At 57.2% G+C, this 15,827-nt stretch carries 11 protein-coding genes and 1 tRNA gene; 6 read left to right on the top strand and 6 right to left on the bottom strand.

Annotation, left to right across the window (positions count from 1 at the left end; genetic code table 11):
- Nucleotides 1-67 precede the first annotated feature (67 nt).
- A complete protein-coding gene (locus tag ABIQ96_RS25880) occupies nucleotides 68-1,678 on the bottom strand; it encodes a hypothetical protein (RefSeq protein WP_348217560.1) in 1,611 nt (536 codons plus the stop codon).
- A gap of 184 nt (nucleotides 1,679-1,862) precedes the next feature.
- Here ABIQ96_RS25880 and ABIQ96_RS25875 point away from each other — a divergent pair, with 184 nt between their 5' ends.
- From ABIQ96_RS25875 to ABIQ96_RS25850, 6 genes are all read left to right on the top strand, one after another.
- Complete coding sequence (locus tag ABIQ96_RS25875) at nucleotides 1,863-2,393, top strand: hypothetical protein (protein WP_348217559.1); 531 nt, start codon at nucleotides 1,863-1,865, stop codon at nucleotides 2,391-2,393.
- 56 nt (nucleotides 2,394-2,449) lie between these two features.
- Nucleotides 2,450-3,310: a formyltetrahydrofolate deformylase gene (gene purU / locus ABIQ96_RS25870; protein WP_348217558.1), complete on the top strand. Its 861-nt coding sequence runs from the start codon at nucleotides 2,450-2,452 to the stop codon at nucleotides 3,308-3,310.
- A gap of 57 nt (nucleotides 3,311-3,367) precedes the next feature.
- Nucleotides 3,368-3,457: transfer RNA gene (locus ABIQ96_RS25865), tRNA-Ser, on the top strand.
- 145 nt (nucleotides 3,458-3,602) lie between these two features.
- Nucleotides 3,603-3,893, top strand: coding sequence for a hypothetical protein (locus tag ABIQ96_RS25860; protein ID WP_348217557.1), 291 nt, complete (start codon nucleotides 3,603-3,605; stop codon nucleotides 3,891-3,893).
- 14 nt (nucleotides 3,894-3,907) lie between these two features.
- The gene (locus ABIQ96_RS25855; RefSeq protein ID WP_348217556.1) at nucleotides 3,908-4,543 is read left to right on the top strand and encodes a hypothetical protein; all 636 of its coding nucleotides are present in this window, start codon (nucleotides 3,908-3,910) and stop codon (nucleotides 4,541-4,543) included.
- 531 nt (nucleotides 4,544-5,074) lie between these two features.
- Nucleotides 5,075-5,494, top strand: a complete 420-nt coding sequence (locus tag ABIQ96_RS25850) for a hypothetical protein (protein ID WP_348217555.1) — start codon at nucleotides 5,075-5,077, stop codon at nucleotides 5,492-5,494.
- 350 nt (nucleotides 5,495-5,844) lie between these two features.
- Here ABIQ96_RS25850 and ABIQ96_RS25845 read toward each other — a convergent pair whose 3' ends face one another.
- From ABIQ96_RS25845 to ABIQ96_RS25825, 5 genes are all read right to left on the bottom strand, one after another.
- A complete protein-coding gene (locus tag ABIQ96_RS25845; RefSeq protein WP_348217554.1) occupies nucleotides 5,845-10,182 on the bottom strand; it encodes an autotransporter-associated beta strand repeat-containing protein in 4,338 nt (1,445 codons plus the stop codon).
- A gap of 160 nt (nucleotides 10,183-10,342) precedes the next feature.
- Nucleotides 10,343-11,761, bottom strand: a complete 1,419-nt coding sequence (locus ABIQ96_RS25840) for a Gfo/Idh/MocA family oxidoreductase (protein ID WP_348217553.1) — start codon at nucleotides 11,759-11,761, stop codon at nucleotides 10,343-10,345.
- A 28-nt stretch (nucleotides 11,762-11,789) separates the two neighbouring features.
- Nucleotides 11,790-12,566 (bottom strand): DUF1080 domain-containing protein, encoded by a 777-nt coding sequence (locus ABIQ96_RS25835; RefSeq protein ID WP_348217552.1) that lies wholly within the window; start codon nucleotides 12,564-12,566, stop codon nucleotides 11,790-11,792.
- Nucleotides 12,567-12,848: 282 nt separating this feature from the next.
- The gene (locus ABIQ96_RS25830; protein ID WP_348217551.1) at nucleotides 12,849-15,065 is read right to left on the bottom strand and encodes a protein kinase; all 2,217 of its coding nucleotides are present in this window, start codon (nucleotides 15,063-15,065) and stop codon (nucleotides 12,849-12,851) included.
- Nucleotides 15,066-15,145: 80 nt separating this feature from the next.
- Nucleotides 15,146-15,679, bottom strand: a complete 534-nt coding sequence (locus tag ABIQ96_RS25825) for an ECF-type sigma factor (protein ID WP_348217550.1) — start codon at nucleotides 15,677-15,679, stop codon at nucleotides 15,146-15,148.
- Nucleotides 15,680-15,827: the final 148 nt, after the last annotated feature.

The raw sequence follows: 15,827 nt of genomic DNA, 5'->3' as shown, positions 1-15,827 counted from the left end.
TATGGAAACCGGGGCTTATCGCAAGGCGATTTGCACGCTATTGCCAAGAAGTTTCAAATGTCGGAGATTATTGACCCGCTCTTGCGAGAATGGATTTCGACGCTTGTTCGACGAGAACTTTGAGTTCCGGATCAGTCGCGGCACCGACTGCTTTCAGAACTGGCAGACTGTCAGTTCCTCCCACCCTGCCGAGGATCCGCACGGCCGAGTATCGGACAGTTCCCTCGGTCTCTGGCAGACTCCTGACCACGGAAGCTTCCGCCGCTGGGCCAACGTCGCCATAAATCGACTCCCAAATCATCGGGTTCTTCAACCAAAGTTCATTAAGGATTGGCACGACGGCGGTATTCTTCTCCTTCACGATGAGGGCGACCATTTCCTTGGGAATCTCCTGTTTCGTCGCCATCCGTTTTTTCACTTCCACCAGTGCGGCCTCTCCGGCGAGACCGGGTTGTTCGGACCAAACCGTCAGGGCCCGGCAAACAGGAGCTTTGAAGGTGACGCCATCCTCGCCTAACAAATCAATCAGCTTGCGGGCGATATCCGTACGATAGATTTTCGGTTCCGCTTCCGAGAGACGCTGGACCGCCCGCTCCACCCGCTTCAGATCGATGCTCTCGAGCTCCCGCTTGTTGAGGTCATAGAATGCCGGATCGTTCTTATCGGAGAGTTTGTCCATCGAGCCTTCGACGAAATTTTCGTTGCGGACCCTGACTTCGATCACCGAGAGCTCCGGATAGATTTTCTCGGTCTGTCCCAGCATGGCGGCATACCCGGAGAGCTCCTGAAGAGTGCAGGTGATGCCCGTAACGACCATCAGAAAATCGCCGCCGTCGCGCGGATAGAAGTGGGACGACGGGTCCGCATCGGTGACGCGCAGGATGTAATCCCGCACCAGGAAACGGTTGGGATCGCTCATGCCGCGAAGCCAGAGGCCGACCGCCCGTTTTGAACTTCCTTCTTTGGCAAGGCGCTCAATCTCAGTATCCAAGGGCCCGGTTCCGATGCGGTTGCGCAATGCGGAAAGCATTTTTTCATCGGAGGATTCGGAGACTTCCGAAGTTGTCGACGGTTCGACGGTTTCCGCCGTCTTGCCGTTTCTTTTGGAGAGATCCTGGGATCCGGTATCGAAGAAAAACGGGATCGCCATCATGCCGGCACTCATCAGCAGTCCCACCGACATCGCCTTCACCTTCGCTTTTGGATTGGCATACCCTAACATCAGGATGCCCATGACCGCGGCAAAGCCACCCATCACCAGACGGTTTCCCATCTCCATGCCATCAAGGATGCCACCGCGGCTGTTGCCAAACATCAGCACCAGCGCCATCAGCACGATCCCCGTAGCCCCTGCAATACCGGTGATGATGCGCAAAGGCGATACCGGTTCGAGCAGGGCCGGGTCCGGAACCCCGCCATAACGGACAGGCTCCATCCCGATCATTTTCTCGCCGCCAGCCAGAGGCACCCGCTGGAATCGGTTCAGTCCGGAGTTGTGGCGCTCGCCGGGATAGACCTTGCGGCTCCTGACGATGACTTCGTCGTTGATCCGGAACCGATGCTCGCAGCCGCCGCATTCCACGGTTCTCTCGCGCAAATCCTCTCCGACTTTGAAACGCTGCCCGCACGACGGACAGCGAATCAGCAAAAGTGAATCGTCAGGGTTGGGTGAAGACATGTCGTTGCAAAGACTCTTCATGCATTCCCCTGTGATTGCAACACCAAGCATCAGACGGCTCTAACCGGCAATTGGGCGGATTCCCTCCGCCTTCCCGTCGGACCGGCAAATTACTTAAGAAACATTAGAAATTGACGTTTCCCGATTTTCATCATATGAAATTGATCGATCCACCAAGCCGACCATGAATTCACTCAGACTCAGCCCGCTGCCATCGATCCGCAATGAAGAGGATTGCCCGTCGCTCCAGATGGAGAGGGAAGGATTCGTGGACGAAGCGGTGGTCGCCGCGTTGGTAAGTGGCCCGAGGTCCACCCGCAGTGTGGCTTATCCGGAAGATTTGGTGCTTGCGGTGGATGACATGGACTACGCCGGATGGCAGCTTTCTCCAGCAACCCCTTTCCGCGGGGCTGAAGTCCCCCCGCAGGTGATCGATGCGATCGTGCGGCGCGCCAGCCCGCCGGTCATTGACGAGCCGGGCATCGGCGCACCTCATTTGGGAAGCCACCGCTGGTGGTTGGCGGGTCTGGCAGGAGTTCTATCCACCATGCTTTTTTCGGTCCTATTGCTGACCCTGTCATCGCGGCAGGGCATCGATTTCCAGACGACGGTTTCGCCCAAAGCACTGGTCGGCACCAAGCCAGCACCTCTTCCCAAGGCTGAACCTGCGGCAACGGCACCAGAGTTGACGGCCTCTTCCGCGCCGCAACCGTAGTGGACGTCACGGGCGATGATTGACGCCAGTCGGTCGGACTCCCAATCTCGCGCCTCATGTCCAGACGCGGATTAATCCTCAAGCTCAGTTGCCACGACCAGCCCGGCATTGTCGCCAAGGTCGCGAACTACGTCGCCGGCCATCGCGGCAACCTCGTCGAGCTCGCCCAGTTTTCCGACCAGCTTGGCGGCAAGTTTTTCGCCAGATTGGAAATTGAAACCATGGATCTGGATGTGGACGTCCAGGATTTCATCGACGGTTTCGGCACGCTCGGGCGCTCGCTTCATGCTGATTGGCATTTCCGCCGCCTCCCCTATCGGATGAAAACGGCGGTTCTGGTCACGAAAACCGACCACTGCCTGAACGAAATCCTGTGGCGGGCGGAACTCGACGAACTGCCCATCGAAATCACCTCCATCATCGGCAACCGCAGCAATTGCCGGGCCACCGCGGAACGGGCTAACATTCCGTTCCATGAAATCGAAATGGACGGCGACAACCGCGAGGCTGGCTTTGCGCGGATCCGCGAGTTCATCGTCGAACAGGATGTGGAACTCATCGTGCTCGCCCGTTTCATGCAGATCCTGCCCAACGATTTCTGCAAGGACTTCGCCGGTCGGATCATCAACATCCATCACAGTTTCCTGCCTGCTTTCATCGGCGCAAATCCCTACAAACAGGCCTACGAACGCGGTGTAAAATTGATCGGAGCTACCTGCCACTACGTCACTGCGGATCTCGATGCCGGGCCCATCATCGAGCAGGAAGTCGACCGCGTGCAGCATTTCCACACGCCGAACGACCTTGTCCGGCTGGGCCGCCACTGCGAGCGCATCGCACTGGCCAAGGGTATTCGCTTCCACGTCCACGACCGCACCATCATCGACGGACACCGGGCGATTGTTTTCCCGGATTAAGTGAAATTGAAAGCTTTACAAACCACTGACGCCCGTCCAATTTTTGCGCCCCTGCAAGGAGAGGTGGTCGAGTGGTCTATGGCACCTGATTCGAAATCAGACGTGGGGTAATACTCACCGAGGGTTCGAATCCCTCCCTCTCCGCCATTCATTTTCAATAGCTTACAGAAAATGAAAGCCTAGCGAAAAGCCTAGCAGCTTTGAAAACCGTTGCCGCTTCTGTGCCCTTAAAAAGTAGCGGCCATCGCAAGAAGTAGCTTCCCACCAGTCGCAGGAGTCACAAGCGTGACGTGTGAACTTTTACAACGTCGATGCCAACATACCGGAAGATGCGGAAGATAAAATCGAGGACGCCGTGGACGACGGCGCTGACCGACAAGAAGCAATAATTGGCTACCATCTTGAAAAGGCGCAGCAGGCGATCCAGACAATCGGACAAAAGGACGAGCATCTTGCGAGAGCAATAGCCGATGCAATCATGCACGGCTTGCTCGCGGTAAATGCTGCCAGTCACGACATTTTCCAGCTTTCCACGGCGGATCGCAACGAGGACATTGCGACCCGGATTAGGAAAAACCGATGATCTAGTAAAATCCTATGCAACAAAGAACTGCTCAACACTTTTTCGACAACGCGATTCGGTCGCAGCATGCTTGGAGATTTAAAGCTGCGAGACTTCACAGGGCAGGTATATCAATTTTGCGACGCGCCGCTGCCGCGAAAGAAGGGGCCGAGAGCTTTTGCTCGGAAAGAGCGCAATTCGCAGCGGAGGAAGATGATGTGTTCGAAGAGTTCATGGAATTCGAAGTCGGACTGCTCTTGTTGGCACTCTGCGTTGAGAACCTGCTGAAAGGACTTTGGTGCGGCAAGAATCACGCAGCGATCAACTCGGTTACAAATCAGCGGCATCTGGCGGCCTTGGCCGATCCAACTTCGAAATTGACCACGCACAACCTTGGCGAGATCGCCCGTGCGACGGGAGTAGATTTGTCGGCATCCGAATTCGATGCTCTTGATGCCTTGGAGGGCATCATCATGTGGGAGGGGCGCTACCCCACCCCGCTAACCGTTACCGACTATCACAAGTATTTCCAACATGGGGGGCCAATTTCGAAGTTTTTCGCTGGCCCTTCCATTTTCACTATTCCGTTGCCGGTCCCTCCGGTAATTGAAGCGATCATTGAAAAGATTAATGAGGAGTTGAATTTGATTCCCGACTCAGCCCGATTTTGACGAATAGACGACGCCGCAACCCAGCGGTTCAATAGCCTGCTGCGAAAGCGGCAAAGCATCCGATGTAGCCGATAGCAACGAACCCAGCCCGCCACCATGCCGACCTTCGGGCCGGGATCGTGAAGAGCTGGGTGAATCCACCGGCAAGCAAGGCGGGCACGCGGCATAGGTCCGGCTCCACAGCGAAATGGCCGTCGAAGTGCAAAACGAAATAGACTACCCGCAATCGGTAGCAACTCCGCCGCAGCCCATTAGGGAGAGGCCTAGCGTTCGCTGGACGTGCGCGTGATAGAACGCGTTTCGGCAATGGGCGGCACATATGCCCGCCATAGCGGCTGTCTGCGCCGTGTCTGTCAATCACCCATTAGAACCAACACCAGCCAACAAACCCTTCAACATGCAGGGAAAATTTTCAAAATTTGGAAAATTTTGTAGGTGTCCCCGATAGAGGTTTGTCGGATGCGATTCGGGGGGTGGGGCGGGGTGCTGGTTGGCATTGCGCATATGGCCGCTTTGGTAGCAGAATGAGGAATGCACGAATACCGCAGCAAGGTCGTCGCGTGGGTCGCAGCGGACTGCACTCCGTTCGGAGTGAATGGCACTCACCTGATCCCCCTTGCTATCGAACCCGATCAACTTCAACGCGGACTCGCTCTCGAAATAACAATCCCCTCGATTGCTGCTGGCATCCTCCTTTCCGTCTGGCGTAGCGAGAGCAAGCTGGAAACGAGCCAGACTGTTTTGTCGGATATTTTTCATGGCCTTCTGAAATTCACAGACTGTGATTCTATCAGGGATTTTGCGGCCAGTGCCGCCGAAGAAATCAGAGACGAGTTTGGTCCTCAAAGCCAAGTATTGGCGCTTGCGGGCGCTGCAAGCTTGGGCGTCATCGACGAGATCCAACTATCGAACGCGCTGGGAACAACGGCGGCGATAGCACTTGATCAATAGTTAGACACCCTTTTACCGGAGGAACTCGAAGCGATCGCAGGGCAGGCAATCGCGCTGATTGAGGCGGGGGCCTTCTCGCTTGTTCCCGTCGATGGACAGGAGTATGTCGCAATGGGGCTAATTCATTTTCTAAATGAATGCGGACTTCTTGGCCACGCGACTCATTTCATCCAGAAGGACATTGGTAGATCCAGCATATCACTTGAAGCTCAGGCACGAGTGATGGATTTCGCGAGAGCCACATTCCAAAGCAAATAAGAATAGAAAAACACCAATTCCTTAGAATCGATCCTGGCCGCAGGGCGGCCGCTTCGGTTTGAAATGAAGCGGCCGCCAGCAACGGAGGAAGTTCAGCTTGGCGTTACGACCAGACGGACGAAGCGAATCGTTGGACCCGAGGGAAACCTGAAGACCACCGTGGTGCCATTGTCTGTCACTGATCCGCCAGCAGCGGCAGCCCAACTGTTTAGATCGGACGACACCTGCACCTCATATGAACCGGTAAAGGCCGCACTCTTGGGCCAGCTAACTGTTCTGACACCCGCATTCACCACCACCGACGGGAGGGCTGTGAAACCCGTTCCCCCGCCGACAAAGAACTCGACGCCGTTTTTCACGCCATCGTTATCATGGTCGTCGCCCGGGGTTTGACCCGTAGCACCGTTGGCCGAAGCCCAGGTCGCAAAACCGGGTGGGCCGGAGATGACAATGAGGGTTCCGGCACCAGAGAAGTGGGTGCCGTCACCCGCGGACGTGTAGTTGCCAGCGGGCTGTTGGACACCGCCGAAGAACAACTTGTCCACGGTTTCGGTATTTGTTAGATTCACTTTGCCGCCGTTGATCACCACCGTGCCCGCATTGGCGATGGAGGTACCGTTGACGGCGAGTTCACCGGCATTGACGGTGGTCGTTCCTGTGTAGGTGTTGGCTCCTGTCAAACTGGCGGTGCCGGCACCGTTTTTGGTGACGGAGCCACTGCCGCTGATGACATAGCCGGCCGTGTGGTTCGTGGTCCAGTTGTAGATGAGCGCCGCATTGTTGACGACGCTGCTGCTGGTGCCGATCGTGCCGTCGGTGGTGCCGTTGCCCAGTTGCAAGGTCCCTTCGCTGATGGTGGTGACTCCGGTATAGGTATTGGTTCCCGTCAGCGTCCAAACGCCCGGACCGCGTTTTTCAACCGAGTTCACGCCAGTGCCGTTGATGATGGTTCCGCTAACGGTGTTGGCACCGGTGGAGGCACCCTGCAGGATCAGCGTGCGGACCTGATCGCTGGTGATGTTCCCTGCCAGTGTCAACGTGCCGGCGTCCGACTGGATGATGGTGGCACCGCCACCGCTGGTCATCGTAATCACGCCATTGATGGTGTTGTCGCCGCTGACGTTGGCAATGGCATAGGGTACCGTAGCTCCCGAAGTACCGTCATTGCTCAGGGTGAATGTGACGGTGCTTGGAATGCTGATATTACCTTGTAGCTGGATGCCGGCAGACCGTGTCTGTGTGTTCACAAGGACCTGGCTTGCACCAAGGGCATTGCTGTTTTGCACGTTGATGATGCCGCCGCCGATCGCGGTCAAACCCGAATAGGAACTTGATCCGGTGAGGGTAAGCGTCCCCGCTCCCTGCTTGTTCAAAGCCAGTGTCGCAGCGCCGCCATTGGCGATGGTGCCGCCAAAGGTAAAGTTCCCCGGCGTATTGATTTGCAGCGAACGCGCGGTGGCCAAGGCTCCGTTGGTGATCGTTCCCGTCCCCGCCAGACGCGTGGCGACAAAGTCGCCGGTCGTGGCATCGCTATTCGCCGCGCTGCGATTGATTTGCAGCGTGGTCCCGCTGCCAACAGTTAGAGCTCCGCCGATGCTGCTGGCAGCCCCGAAGGTGCCGGTGCTGGTCGCGACGAGCGTGCCTCCGCCCGAAATGATCAGACCTTGGCTGCCGGACTTGATCTCGCCCACAGTAAGAATGTCACCTGCGCTGACCGACACCGTGCGATCCCCTTCGCCTCCGAGGGTCACCGTGCCGCTGCCCATGTCGAGATTGTTGCTGCCCGTGAAAGTGATGTCGGTGTTCCAAGTCTGCAATTTGTTGCCAGTGGCCACGATTGCGCCGCCGCTGGTGTTGTCCAGAATGCCGCCGTTGATCACCAGTGCTCCCGGACCCGCTCCCAGAGCCGAAGGACCGTTGAAGTTCAAAGCCCCTGCATTCAAGGTGAAATTCCCAGTGAAGGTATTGGCTCCCGTAAGGGTCAAATTACCGTTTTCATTCTTGGTCACGTTACCGTTACCGGTGATGGGGTTGGCATACACGTTCGACGATGCCGCCAGATCAAAAACCAAAGCGGCGTTGTTATTGATGGCGATGGATGAACTGCTGGCGAGCACGTTGTTAGTCTCCAGAATTCCACCATTGATGATGGTCGGGCCGGGGTAGGAATTATTGGTGGTGATCGTCACCTTGCCAAAGCCGCTCTTGGTCAAAGATCCGGTTAGAATGCCAAATCCACCCGTACTGGAGACGGTGTAATCGGAATTACTACTAAAGGTCACGGAAGACGGGCTGACGTTTTCCACGACGTTCACATCGTAAACTGCCGATGTATCATCGAAGGTCACCGACCGCCCGTTTGTATATTCAACAGGACTGCCGTTATCTGTCCAATTTTTTGAACCTCCCACCGCCACCGTTGTCCAGTTGGGATCCTGCGCTCCCGTCCACAAGAGGGCATCGGTCGTGATTCGCAGCGTGATTGCGGTTCCCGTATTTACCAGCGATGCGTGTTGGCTTGGGGTCAAGCCGACAAGAGGGGTAAGCGTAAAGTGCGATGCGTCAACGGCCGACGGATAGTTCGTGAATTCGATTAAGTTGTAGTCGGTGTTGTCCGACCAAACGCCGTTACTGGCCGTGGCATTCACCACCACATCCGCCGAGGCGCTCGTCGCGAGATTCGTGACGATCAACTGCTGGGCGCTGAAAGCTCCTGTATTTGTCAGGTTTAAACTTGCGGCTCCTTGGAAATTCAGTGTGCCAACGGTGAGGGTGCCCGCTGCGCCATTGCCGGCGGCAACCGTATTTCCAAGAGCATCGGCCACCGTGAGGGAGGCGATGGTTCCGTTACCATCGATTCCACCTTGCGTGAGTGTCACCGGGGTGGGGACGGAGCCTAAGCCATCAACGACGAGCTTGGCACCGCTTCCGTTAATCGTGACCGAGCTCGAGGAGTCAAGCGGAGCGCTGTTGGTCAAAGCAAGGGTTCCGCCAGTGACGCTGGTTGGCCCGGTAAAGGTGTTAGCAGCAGATAGCGACAGAGTGCCCGCGCCCGCCTTGGTGAGGCCACCGTTGGAAATGACGTTGGAAACGATCACATCAGTAGCGATGGTAGTATCGAACACGGTGATCGTGCGCGTTCCGCCACCCAAGTTGACGGGACCCGAAAAGGTCATCTGATTATTGGTGGCTGCAAGGCCTACCACGAAATCGCCTCCAACAGCGATGGCATTGGAGATCGTTCGCGCAGCCAATCTCGGAACGACCACGCCGGCATTCACCGTCAGCGTGCCAGTGCCCAGCGCGGCATTGTTGGCGAGATGGAGTTGACCGGCCGAGAGTGTGGTGCCGCCGGTGTAGGTATTGGTCCCGTCGAGCCTGAGGTTGCCCGTGCCCGCCTTGATGATGCTGTTAGCGGTGGTTCCGTTCGCCACCACACCGGCGATGATCAACGATCCGGCCCCGTTGGTGGTGATGGTCCGGCTGGTGCCCGCTACGGTTCCCAAGCTGACTGCGCCGGCTCCCAAGCTAAGGTCGTTCGCAGTGGTGCTCGCACCCGTGCTGAAGGTGAAGTCACCATTCCAAATTTGCGGATTGTTGTTGGTGAGGGTTTTGCCCGAACCGCTGGTGTTATCGATCGTGACTCCTCCGGCAATCGTTAGCGTGCCCGCCGCAGCACCGAGTGCCGTGGCATTGTTGAGGTTCAATGTGCCCTGGTTCAGCGCGAGACCACCGGTGAAGGTGTTGGCGGAATTAAAGGTAAGGGCGCCGCCTCCGGATTTTACCACTGCGATCGATCCATTGCCGCCGGCAACCGTGATACCCAACGGAGCATTCACGTTCCAATTGCCTGAACCCGCGAATGTAACCGTTCGATTGGTGGCACCGCCGCTGCCGAATTGCACATCCGGCTGGATGATGGCCGTGGCCGCCGAGTTATTGGTGAGAGCGTTGGCCGTATAAGGTGACGTCGCATTGCCGAAGGTAAAAACCGCACTGGTGGTTCCGGTCCCCGTGCCGTCTCCCAGAGAAAGAGCGGCGCTTGCATTCTCAAACGCTCCAGCGTCGATCGTGATGTTGTAAAGCCGCACGGTATTGGCGGTAGGGCTGGGGTCGAGGGTCAGGGAGGAGTCTTGCCCCGCCGTTACGCTGACGCTCCACGGCTGGGCGGCGGCACCGTTGCTGGTTGCAGTGAGCGTCAGGTTCCCTGCAACGCTTCCATCGAATTGACCGACGCTGCCTGCGGCGGCCGCGGGAAGTGTGTTCGAGCTCCAGTTGGCAGCTACGTCCAGGGCTGTCGCCCCGGTGCCATTGCCGTCCCAGACGAAGGTCGCCGCAACGGCGTGGGACGCGAATTGGCAGAAAACAAGCGTGCTGACTAAAGACGAAGCTCTCGGTATAAAATGATTCAATGGGTTTTTGAGTTTCATATGAATAAATGGTGGGTTTGGATTTAGTTAGAAATAGATAGGGTTGGATTGTTTCAGGTTTTTTGTATCGTTTGCCCATCGCGGGCTGGTTTTCTCATTCTTAGGATCTAGCAATTTCGCGCGAAATTCCGACTCTTCACGCGAATCTTCGCGGTGCTTTTCATAACTTGTAGTATTGCATCCAATCCTGGCGAGGCGGCACGCCCTTCAATAGTTCATTGGCGATTTTGTGATTGGTGATCTGTTTGCTCGCCGAATCGAATTTCACCGTGGCATTCACCCGTTGCGCAATGATGCCGATGGCCATGGCCTGACAAAGCGGACCGGCCACAGCGAAGTTGGAGCGGCACTGCTCTTCCCCTTTTGCCGCCTTGAGGAAGTTGGCCGCATGATTCGAGGGACTGCGGGGAATTTTCGGCAATTTGGATTCGACGTCCTTTGCCCTATCTCCGCCGATGATCTGTAGAGTCGAGCCGTGAGTGCCTCCCTTGAAGACCAGATCCTCGCCGTAAATCACTTTTCCAGGAGGCCGCCGCTTCGTGTCGACACTGCCTGAAGATGGCGGAGGAATGTTAGGATCCACCACCGCTTCACCGAAATTGGCGGGGAGCGGCGGCAGATTTTGCTGTCCGTCATACCAGGTGAGCTCCACCGGCGGCTGAGAGCCGCGGGCCGGGAATCGGAACGCCAAAGTCGAAGCCTGGGGGAAAATGAGCGGGTTGTAGCCTTCGAGTTTCGGCTCCACTTCGGTAGGAAGCCCGAGGTTGAGGAATTCGTGTGATGTGTCGAAGATATGTGCTCCCCAGTCGCCGAGCGCGCCGTTGCCGAAGTCGAACCATGAGCGCCAGTCGCCGTTGGTATAACCTTTGTTATAGGCATGCTGTTGGGCGGTCGCGAGCCAGCACTCCCAATCGAGCGATTCGGGCACCGGTTGCTCGGGCAGATAACCGTCCACCTTCATGCCGTGCCAGCGGCGCGAATTGTTCATGAACGCGGTGATCTTTGTGACGTTCCTGATGATCCCCGCATCCACCCAGGTTTTGAACTGAAAGTAGTTTCCCTCGGAGTGGCCTTGGTTGCCCATCTGGCAGGCGACCTTGTATTTCTTTTCGGCGGCCATCATCAGTTCGATCTGGAGGAAACTGTGCGCCATCGGTTTCTCGACATAGATGTGCTTGCCCAGGGACATCGCGAGCATGGCGATCGGGAAGTGTGAGAAATCCGGGGTCGCGATGCAGACGGCATCGATATCCTTCCCCATCTTGTCGAACATCTTGCGGAAATCCTGGAAGCGCGGGACGTTGGGAAACAGCTTCAGGACCGGCTCGGTGGGTTTGGAACCCATATCGGTGTCGCACAACGCCACGATTTCGGCCAAGCCGGTTTTGTGGAGTTCCCGCACATCGTCGGCTCCGCGGTTGCCGATGCCGATGCAGGCAAGGCGCACCTTGTCGCCGGATGCGGCCCGCAGAATGTTAGGGAAGCCGACGGTGAGGGCACCGGTGGCGAGGGCTCCTTTCAGAAACGAGCGCCGGGGGATGCCAGAGGACAGCGGGGTATTGGAAATTTGGTTTTTCATGAGACAAATCTTTTCGAGTGACTCTAACTTATGGCTTTGCCGGCACGCGGATTTTGATGTTCCGGTAGGACACTTGATTTCCATGGTCCTGCAGCAGGATGTGTCCGTCCGTCCATTCGCCGAATTCCGGGATACTCTTGAATTTGCTCTTGGCAACGTCGTTGCGGTATCCCTCCGAGCCGCGCTCATATTCGAGGACTTTCTCGCCGTTGAGCCAATGTTCGACATGTTTTCCCGCAACCAGAATGCGGGCTGTGTTCCATTCGCCGATGGGGTTCACCTTCTTGGTCCCGGCGGCGGGCATCAGATCGTAAAGCGAGCCAATGGTGCGGTCGCCATTTCTTCCCAACTTGGCATCGGGATGGTTCGCATCATCGAGGATTTGGAATTCAAGCCCGATGGCCGAACCGGTCTTAGCGGGCTTGCCTGTCACTTTATCAATCGGTTTCAGATCCGGCTGGACAAAATACTTGATGCCGCTGTTAGCACCTTTGGTTATTTTAAAATCTGCCTGTAGTTCGAAATTCGAGAACCGCTCCTTCGAGATGATATCGCCACCACCGCCGGATTCTCCCCCGCCGCTGGGCTGCACGGTGAGGACGCCATCTTTGATCTCCCATCCTTTTGACGGGAAGGAATCCGACTTGGGCGAACGCCAGCAATCCGACGTCTTGCCGTCCCATAGCAATCGCCAACCGGTGTCCTTTTCCGCGTTGGTCAGAATGTTGGGCAGGCCCTTATCGGCAGCGGAGGATGGCAACATCAAGCAAAGAAGAATGACGTTGAGGGAGAGGGTGGTTTTCATGCGATAGGATGGAGATGAATCGGTATGGTTGAGGGTTGCGTCACGAGAGGCGTGCACGCATTTTTGAGTCGGAGGGGTTTTAAGCGGAAAGGGATCTCCCTTCCTTCGAACGTCAGGCGAGATTCTCGTCCGAAACCCGACATATTTTTTTCGCGAGTGCATTTTCCCGGGCCCTCACCCACCTCCCTGACGATTTGCGAAAGGCATCCTGCCGCGTAAAAGCGCCTGTATCAGAGATACATGCATCCTAGGGATCCGGCGATTCAGCTGGGGAAACCAGCGCTACTTGGCGAGCGTGGCCTCCGCTTCACGCACCAGTATCCGTACGACTGACCAGGCGAACCAAGTGCCAATCGGAGGAACTCCCGATTCGTCGATCCTGGATTCCACGCTTTGAGTGTCAGCCTTCGCCGTCTCCAACTGGTGCCGGGCTTCTTCGACCTCGCCCTGCGCGAAGCGCGACATGGCCAGCACGCATCGCACCGCGCAAGAGCGGCTTCCCTTGTTGTCCTTGAAATGGAGACATTTGTCCGCTTGCCGGATCGCTTCCTCGTAGTCGCCATCGCGGTAGCAAAAGAGGGACAGCGCAAGCGAGTTCCAATCCGCCAAGCCGATCCTGCCGGACTTGCCGGTCACATTCTTCCGGCAGACCTCAGCGGAACTCCTGAGTCTTTCCATGGTGGGTCGGTCCGCCGGAAGCAGCAGGCAGGCTTTCAACACGTGCTCGGCCTGCATCCCGCTCTGCGCCGGCACGTAACGGTCGAGCATCTCAGCACGGAAGCTCTCGTAGCCTTTCTTATCGCGGGCTTCCAAGTAAGACGGGGCAGTCACAAGCAGGTCCAGCCCTTCCGCGATCCGGACGGGATCACCCATTCGGTTGGCCTTGTTCATCAGGCGGAAGCAATAGGCCGCCTGCGGCCAGCGGCCGAAGACAGCATTCCATCGTCCCAGCGAGCGGAACACCTCGGCAGCTTCGGGCGACGGATCGATTGACTCCAGCGGATCCTTCCGTAGCACGCTGTCGGCTTCCTCGATGTTGCCATCGCTGAGGAGGATGGCAGCCCGCGACACGTTCGCGCGAGCTTGGACTTGCCGCTGGAGTCTCGCTTGTTCAGCGAGCGCGTTCTTTTCCCGGAAATAGAGGACGGTAGTGGTGGCGAAGCCGCCGAGCACTGAGAAAAGCACCGCGGCGCCGAGGACGCAGGCCGCGCGGTTCCGCTGCAAGAACTTGCGCAGGAAATAGCCGCGGCTCGGTTTCCGTGCAATCACCGGCTCGTTCTGCAGGTAGCGTCGGATGTCCATCGCCAGGCCGTTCGCCGTCTGATAGCGGCGATCCCGCTCCTTCTCCATGGCTTTGAAAACGATCCAGTCGGGCTCGCCGCGCAGGGTGTTAGCCCACTTGTCCCGCGGGCCCGGCAGGATGCTCCCCCTCTCGCCTCCCTCCGAAATCCGGACCGCTTCGGACGGCCTCGGAGGATAGTCCTCTATCAGGACACGGCGCATTTCCGTAACACCGGATTCCAACAGTTTCTCGGTATCGAATGGCGGACGCCCGGCGAGCAGTTCGTAGAGCAAGGCACCCAGACTGTAAATGTCCGCACGGGTGTCGATGTCCATGCCACCCATGTCGATCTGCTCGGGGCTCATATAAGCCGGCGTGCCAATGAACTGACCGATCTGCGTGATCCCTCCGCGGCCGCGAGACGGACCCTGCATCGCCTTCGCGATCCCGAAGTCGATGACCTTGGGGATGAGGATTCCATCAACATTATCGACAAGAATGTTAGACGGTTTGATGTCGCGGTGGACGATGCCTTTTTGATGGGCATGCTGGATCGCGTTGCAGACGTCCAAAAAAAGCTCGAACCGCGCATGAATCGTAAGTTGCTCGGATTCGCAAAAGCTGGTGATCCGGGAGCCCCGGACAAGCTCCATCACGAAATAAGGCCGGCCTTTCGACGTCCTCCCCGCATCCAGGACGCGGGCGATGTTAGGGTGCTCCATGATTTCCAACGTCTGACGCTCCGCCTCGAAGCGGGAAACGACCGACTCGGTGTCCATGCCGGTGCGGATGATTTTCAGCGCGACCGGACGCGTCATGCCGTCTTGGACCGCTTCGAAGACTTCACCACAGCCACCCTCGTCGATTTTGCGCACCAACGTGTATCGACCGATCCGACTTCCTTCCGTTTCCCCACTTGAGAATGGTTCGTTCGATGAATCGTCGTCGGGAAATTCGTCGCTCGGAAATTCGTCGATGACCTGTTGGGCGAGTTCCGCGGTTTGCAGGAGCCCTTCGAGAAAGAAAGCGGACGATGTTCCCGCCAATTTGAGCAGGTCGTCCATATCCTCGCGTCCTTGGGAATCGCCTTGATAGGTTTTTTCGAGGAATGCGCGACGCTGCGCGGGGTCCGGAATCTGCAAGGCCGTTTCGAAGATCGCGTTCTCTATCGCAAGCACGCCTGAATCTTCCGCCGCTGGATTGACGGCGTCTTTCATGGGTCTTCGGAGTTTGGTCGCAGTGACTTCAATGTTTCTTATAATAATGGCGAAAATCCAGACCAAGACCCGACAGAAAATTACCGATTTCTCCTGATTTCCCGGAACAACCAGGCTTTCGAATACATCCAGTAGCGCTCGACCGTCCTTTCGGTGACGCTCATCTCTTTCGCCACTTCCTGATTCGTCAGTCCACCGAAGAACTTCAATACCACTACCTTGGCACGCAACGGGTCGGTCTTCTGCAGCCTCTCCAAAGCTGCGTCGACCAGCAAGGCCGGCTCGTCATCGTCGAGCGGCTTATCTTCGGCAGCGGTCATCTGGACCCGTTCCAGATTCCCCGCGTGCCTCACGCACTTGCGGCGTCGTGCACGGTCGATGAGGATCCGGCGCATGGTCTCGGCGGCGGCGGCGAAGAAATGGGCATTGTTCCTCCAACTCGAATCACCGCTGCTGCGCATGCGGAGCCAGGCCTCGTGGGCAAGCGCCGTCGGCTGCAACGTCTGCCCATCGCGCTCGAACGCCATCCGTTGGCCCGCCATCGCACGGAGGTTCGGATACAGGCGTCGCACATCGTCCTCAGAGTAGTGAGAAAATCCCTCATCCCCTTCCATAAGAGCAAAATAGTTCTAAACGTTTCAGCTTCAAGTCATTTCCGGGAATCCATACCGAACAGCCCAGCCGCGCGGGAAGGCTTGACCCGTCCTCAGGTCAATCCGCTCTTACCTTCCACCGATCAAAGTGCGGGTGCGGATCATTCAT

The sequence above is a fragment of the Luteolibacter sp. genome (genome assembly GCF_039920825.1).
Taxonomy (GTDB): domain Bacteria; phylum Verrucomicrobiota; class Verrucomicrobiia; order Verrucomicrobiales; family Akkermansiaceae; genus Luteolibacter.
Note: the sequence above shows the minus strand (reverse complement) of the source record. Positions and strands in the feature narration are given on the sequence as shown.

Excerpts from the sequence above, each read along its gene's own strand:
- ABIQ96_RS25880 (WP_348217560.1), bottom strand. The coding sequence starts at position 1,678 with ATGTCTTCACCCAACCCTGACGATTCACTTTTGCTGATTCGCTGTCCG.
- ABIQ96_RS25875 (WP_348217559.1), top strand. The coding sequence starts at position 1,863 with ATGAATTCACTCAGACTCAGCCCGCTGCCATCGATCCGCAATGAAGAG.
- purU (WP_348217558.1), top strand. The coding sequence starts at position 2,450 with ATGTCCAGACGCGGATTAATCCTCAAGCTCAGTTGCCACGACCAGCCC.
- ABIQ96_RS25855 (WP_348217556.1), top strand. The coding sequence starts at position 3,908 with ATGCAACAAAGAACTGCTCAACACTTTTTCGACAACGCGATTCGGTCG.
- ABIQ96_RS25850 (WP_348217555.1), top strand. The coding sequence starts at position 5,075 with ATGCACGAATACCGCAGCAAGGTCGTCGCGTGGGTCGCAGCGGACTGC.
- ABIQ96_RS25845 (WP_348217554.1), bottom strand. The coding sequence starts at position 10,182 with ATGAAACTCAAAAACCCATTGAATCATTTTATACCGAGAGCTTCGTCT.
- ABIQ96_RS25840 (WP_348217553.1), bottom strand. The coding sequence starts at position 11,761 with ATGAAAAACCAAATTTCCAATACCCCGCTGTCCTCTGGCATCCCCCGG.
- ABIQ96_RS25835 (WP_348217552.1), bottom strand. The coding sequence starts at position 12,566 with ATGAAAACCACCCTCTCCCTCAACGTCATTCTTCTTTGCTTGATGTTG.
- ABIQ96_RS25830 (WP_348217551.1), bottom strand. The coding sequence starts at position 15,065 with ATGAAAGACGCCGTCAATCCAGCGGCGGAAGATTCAGGCGTGCTTGCG.
- ABIQ96_RS25825 (WP_348217550.1), bottom strand. The coding sequence starts at position 15,679 with ATGGAAGGGGATGAGGGATTTTCTCACTACTCTGAGGACGATGTGCGA.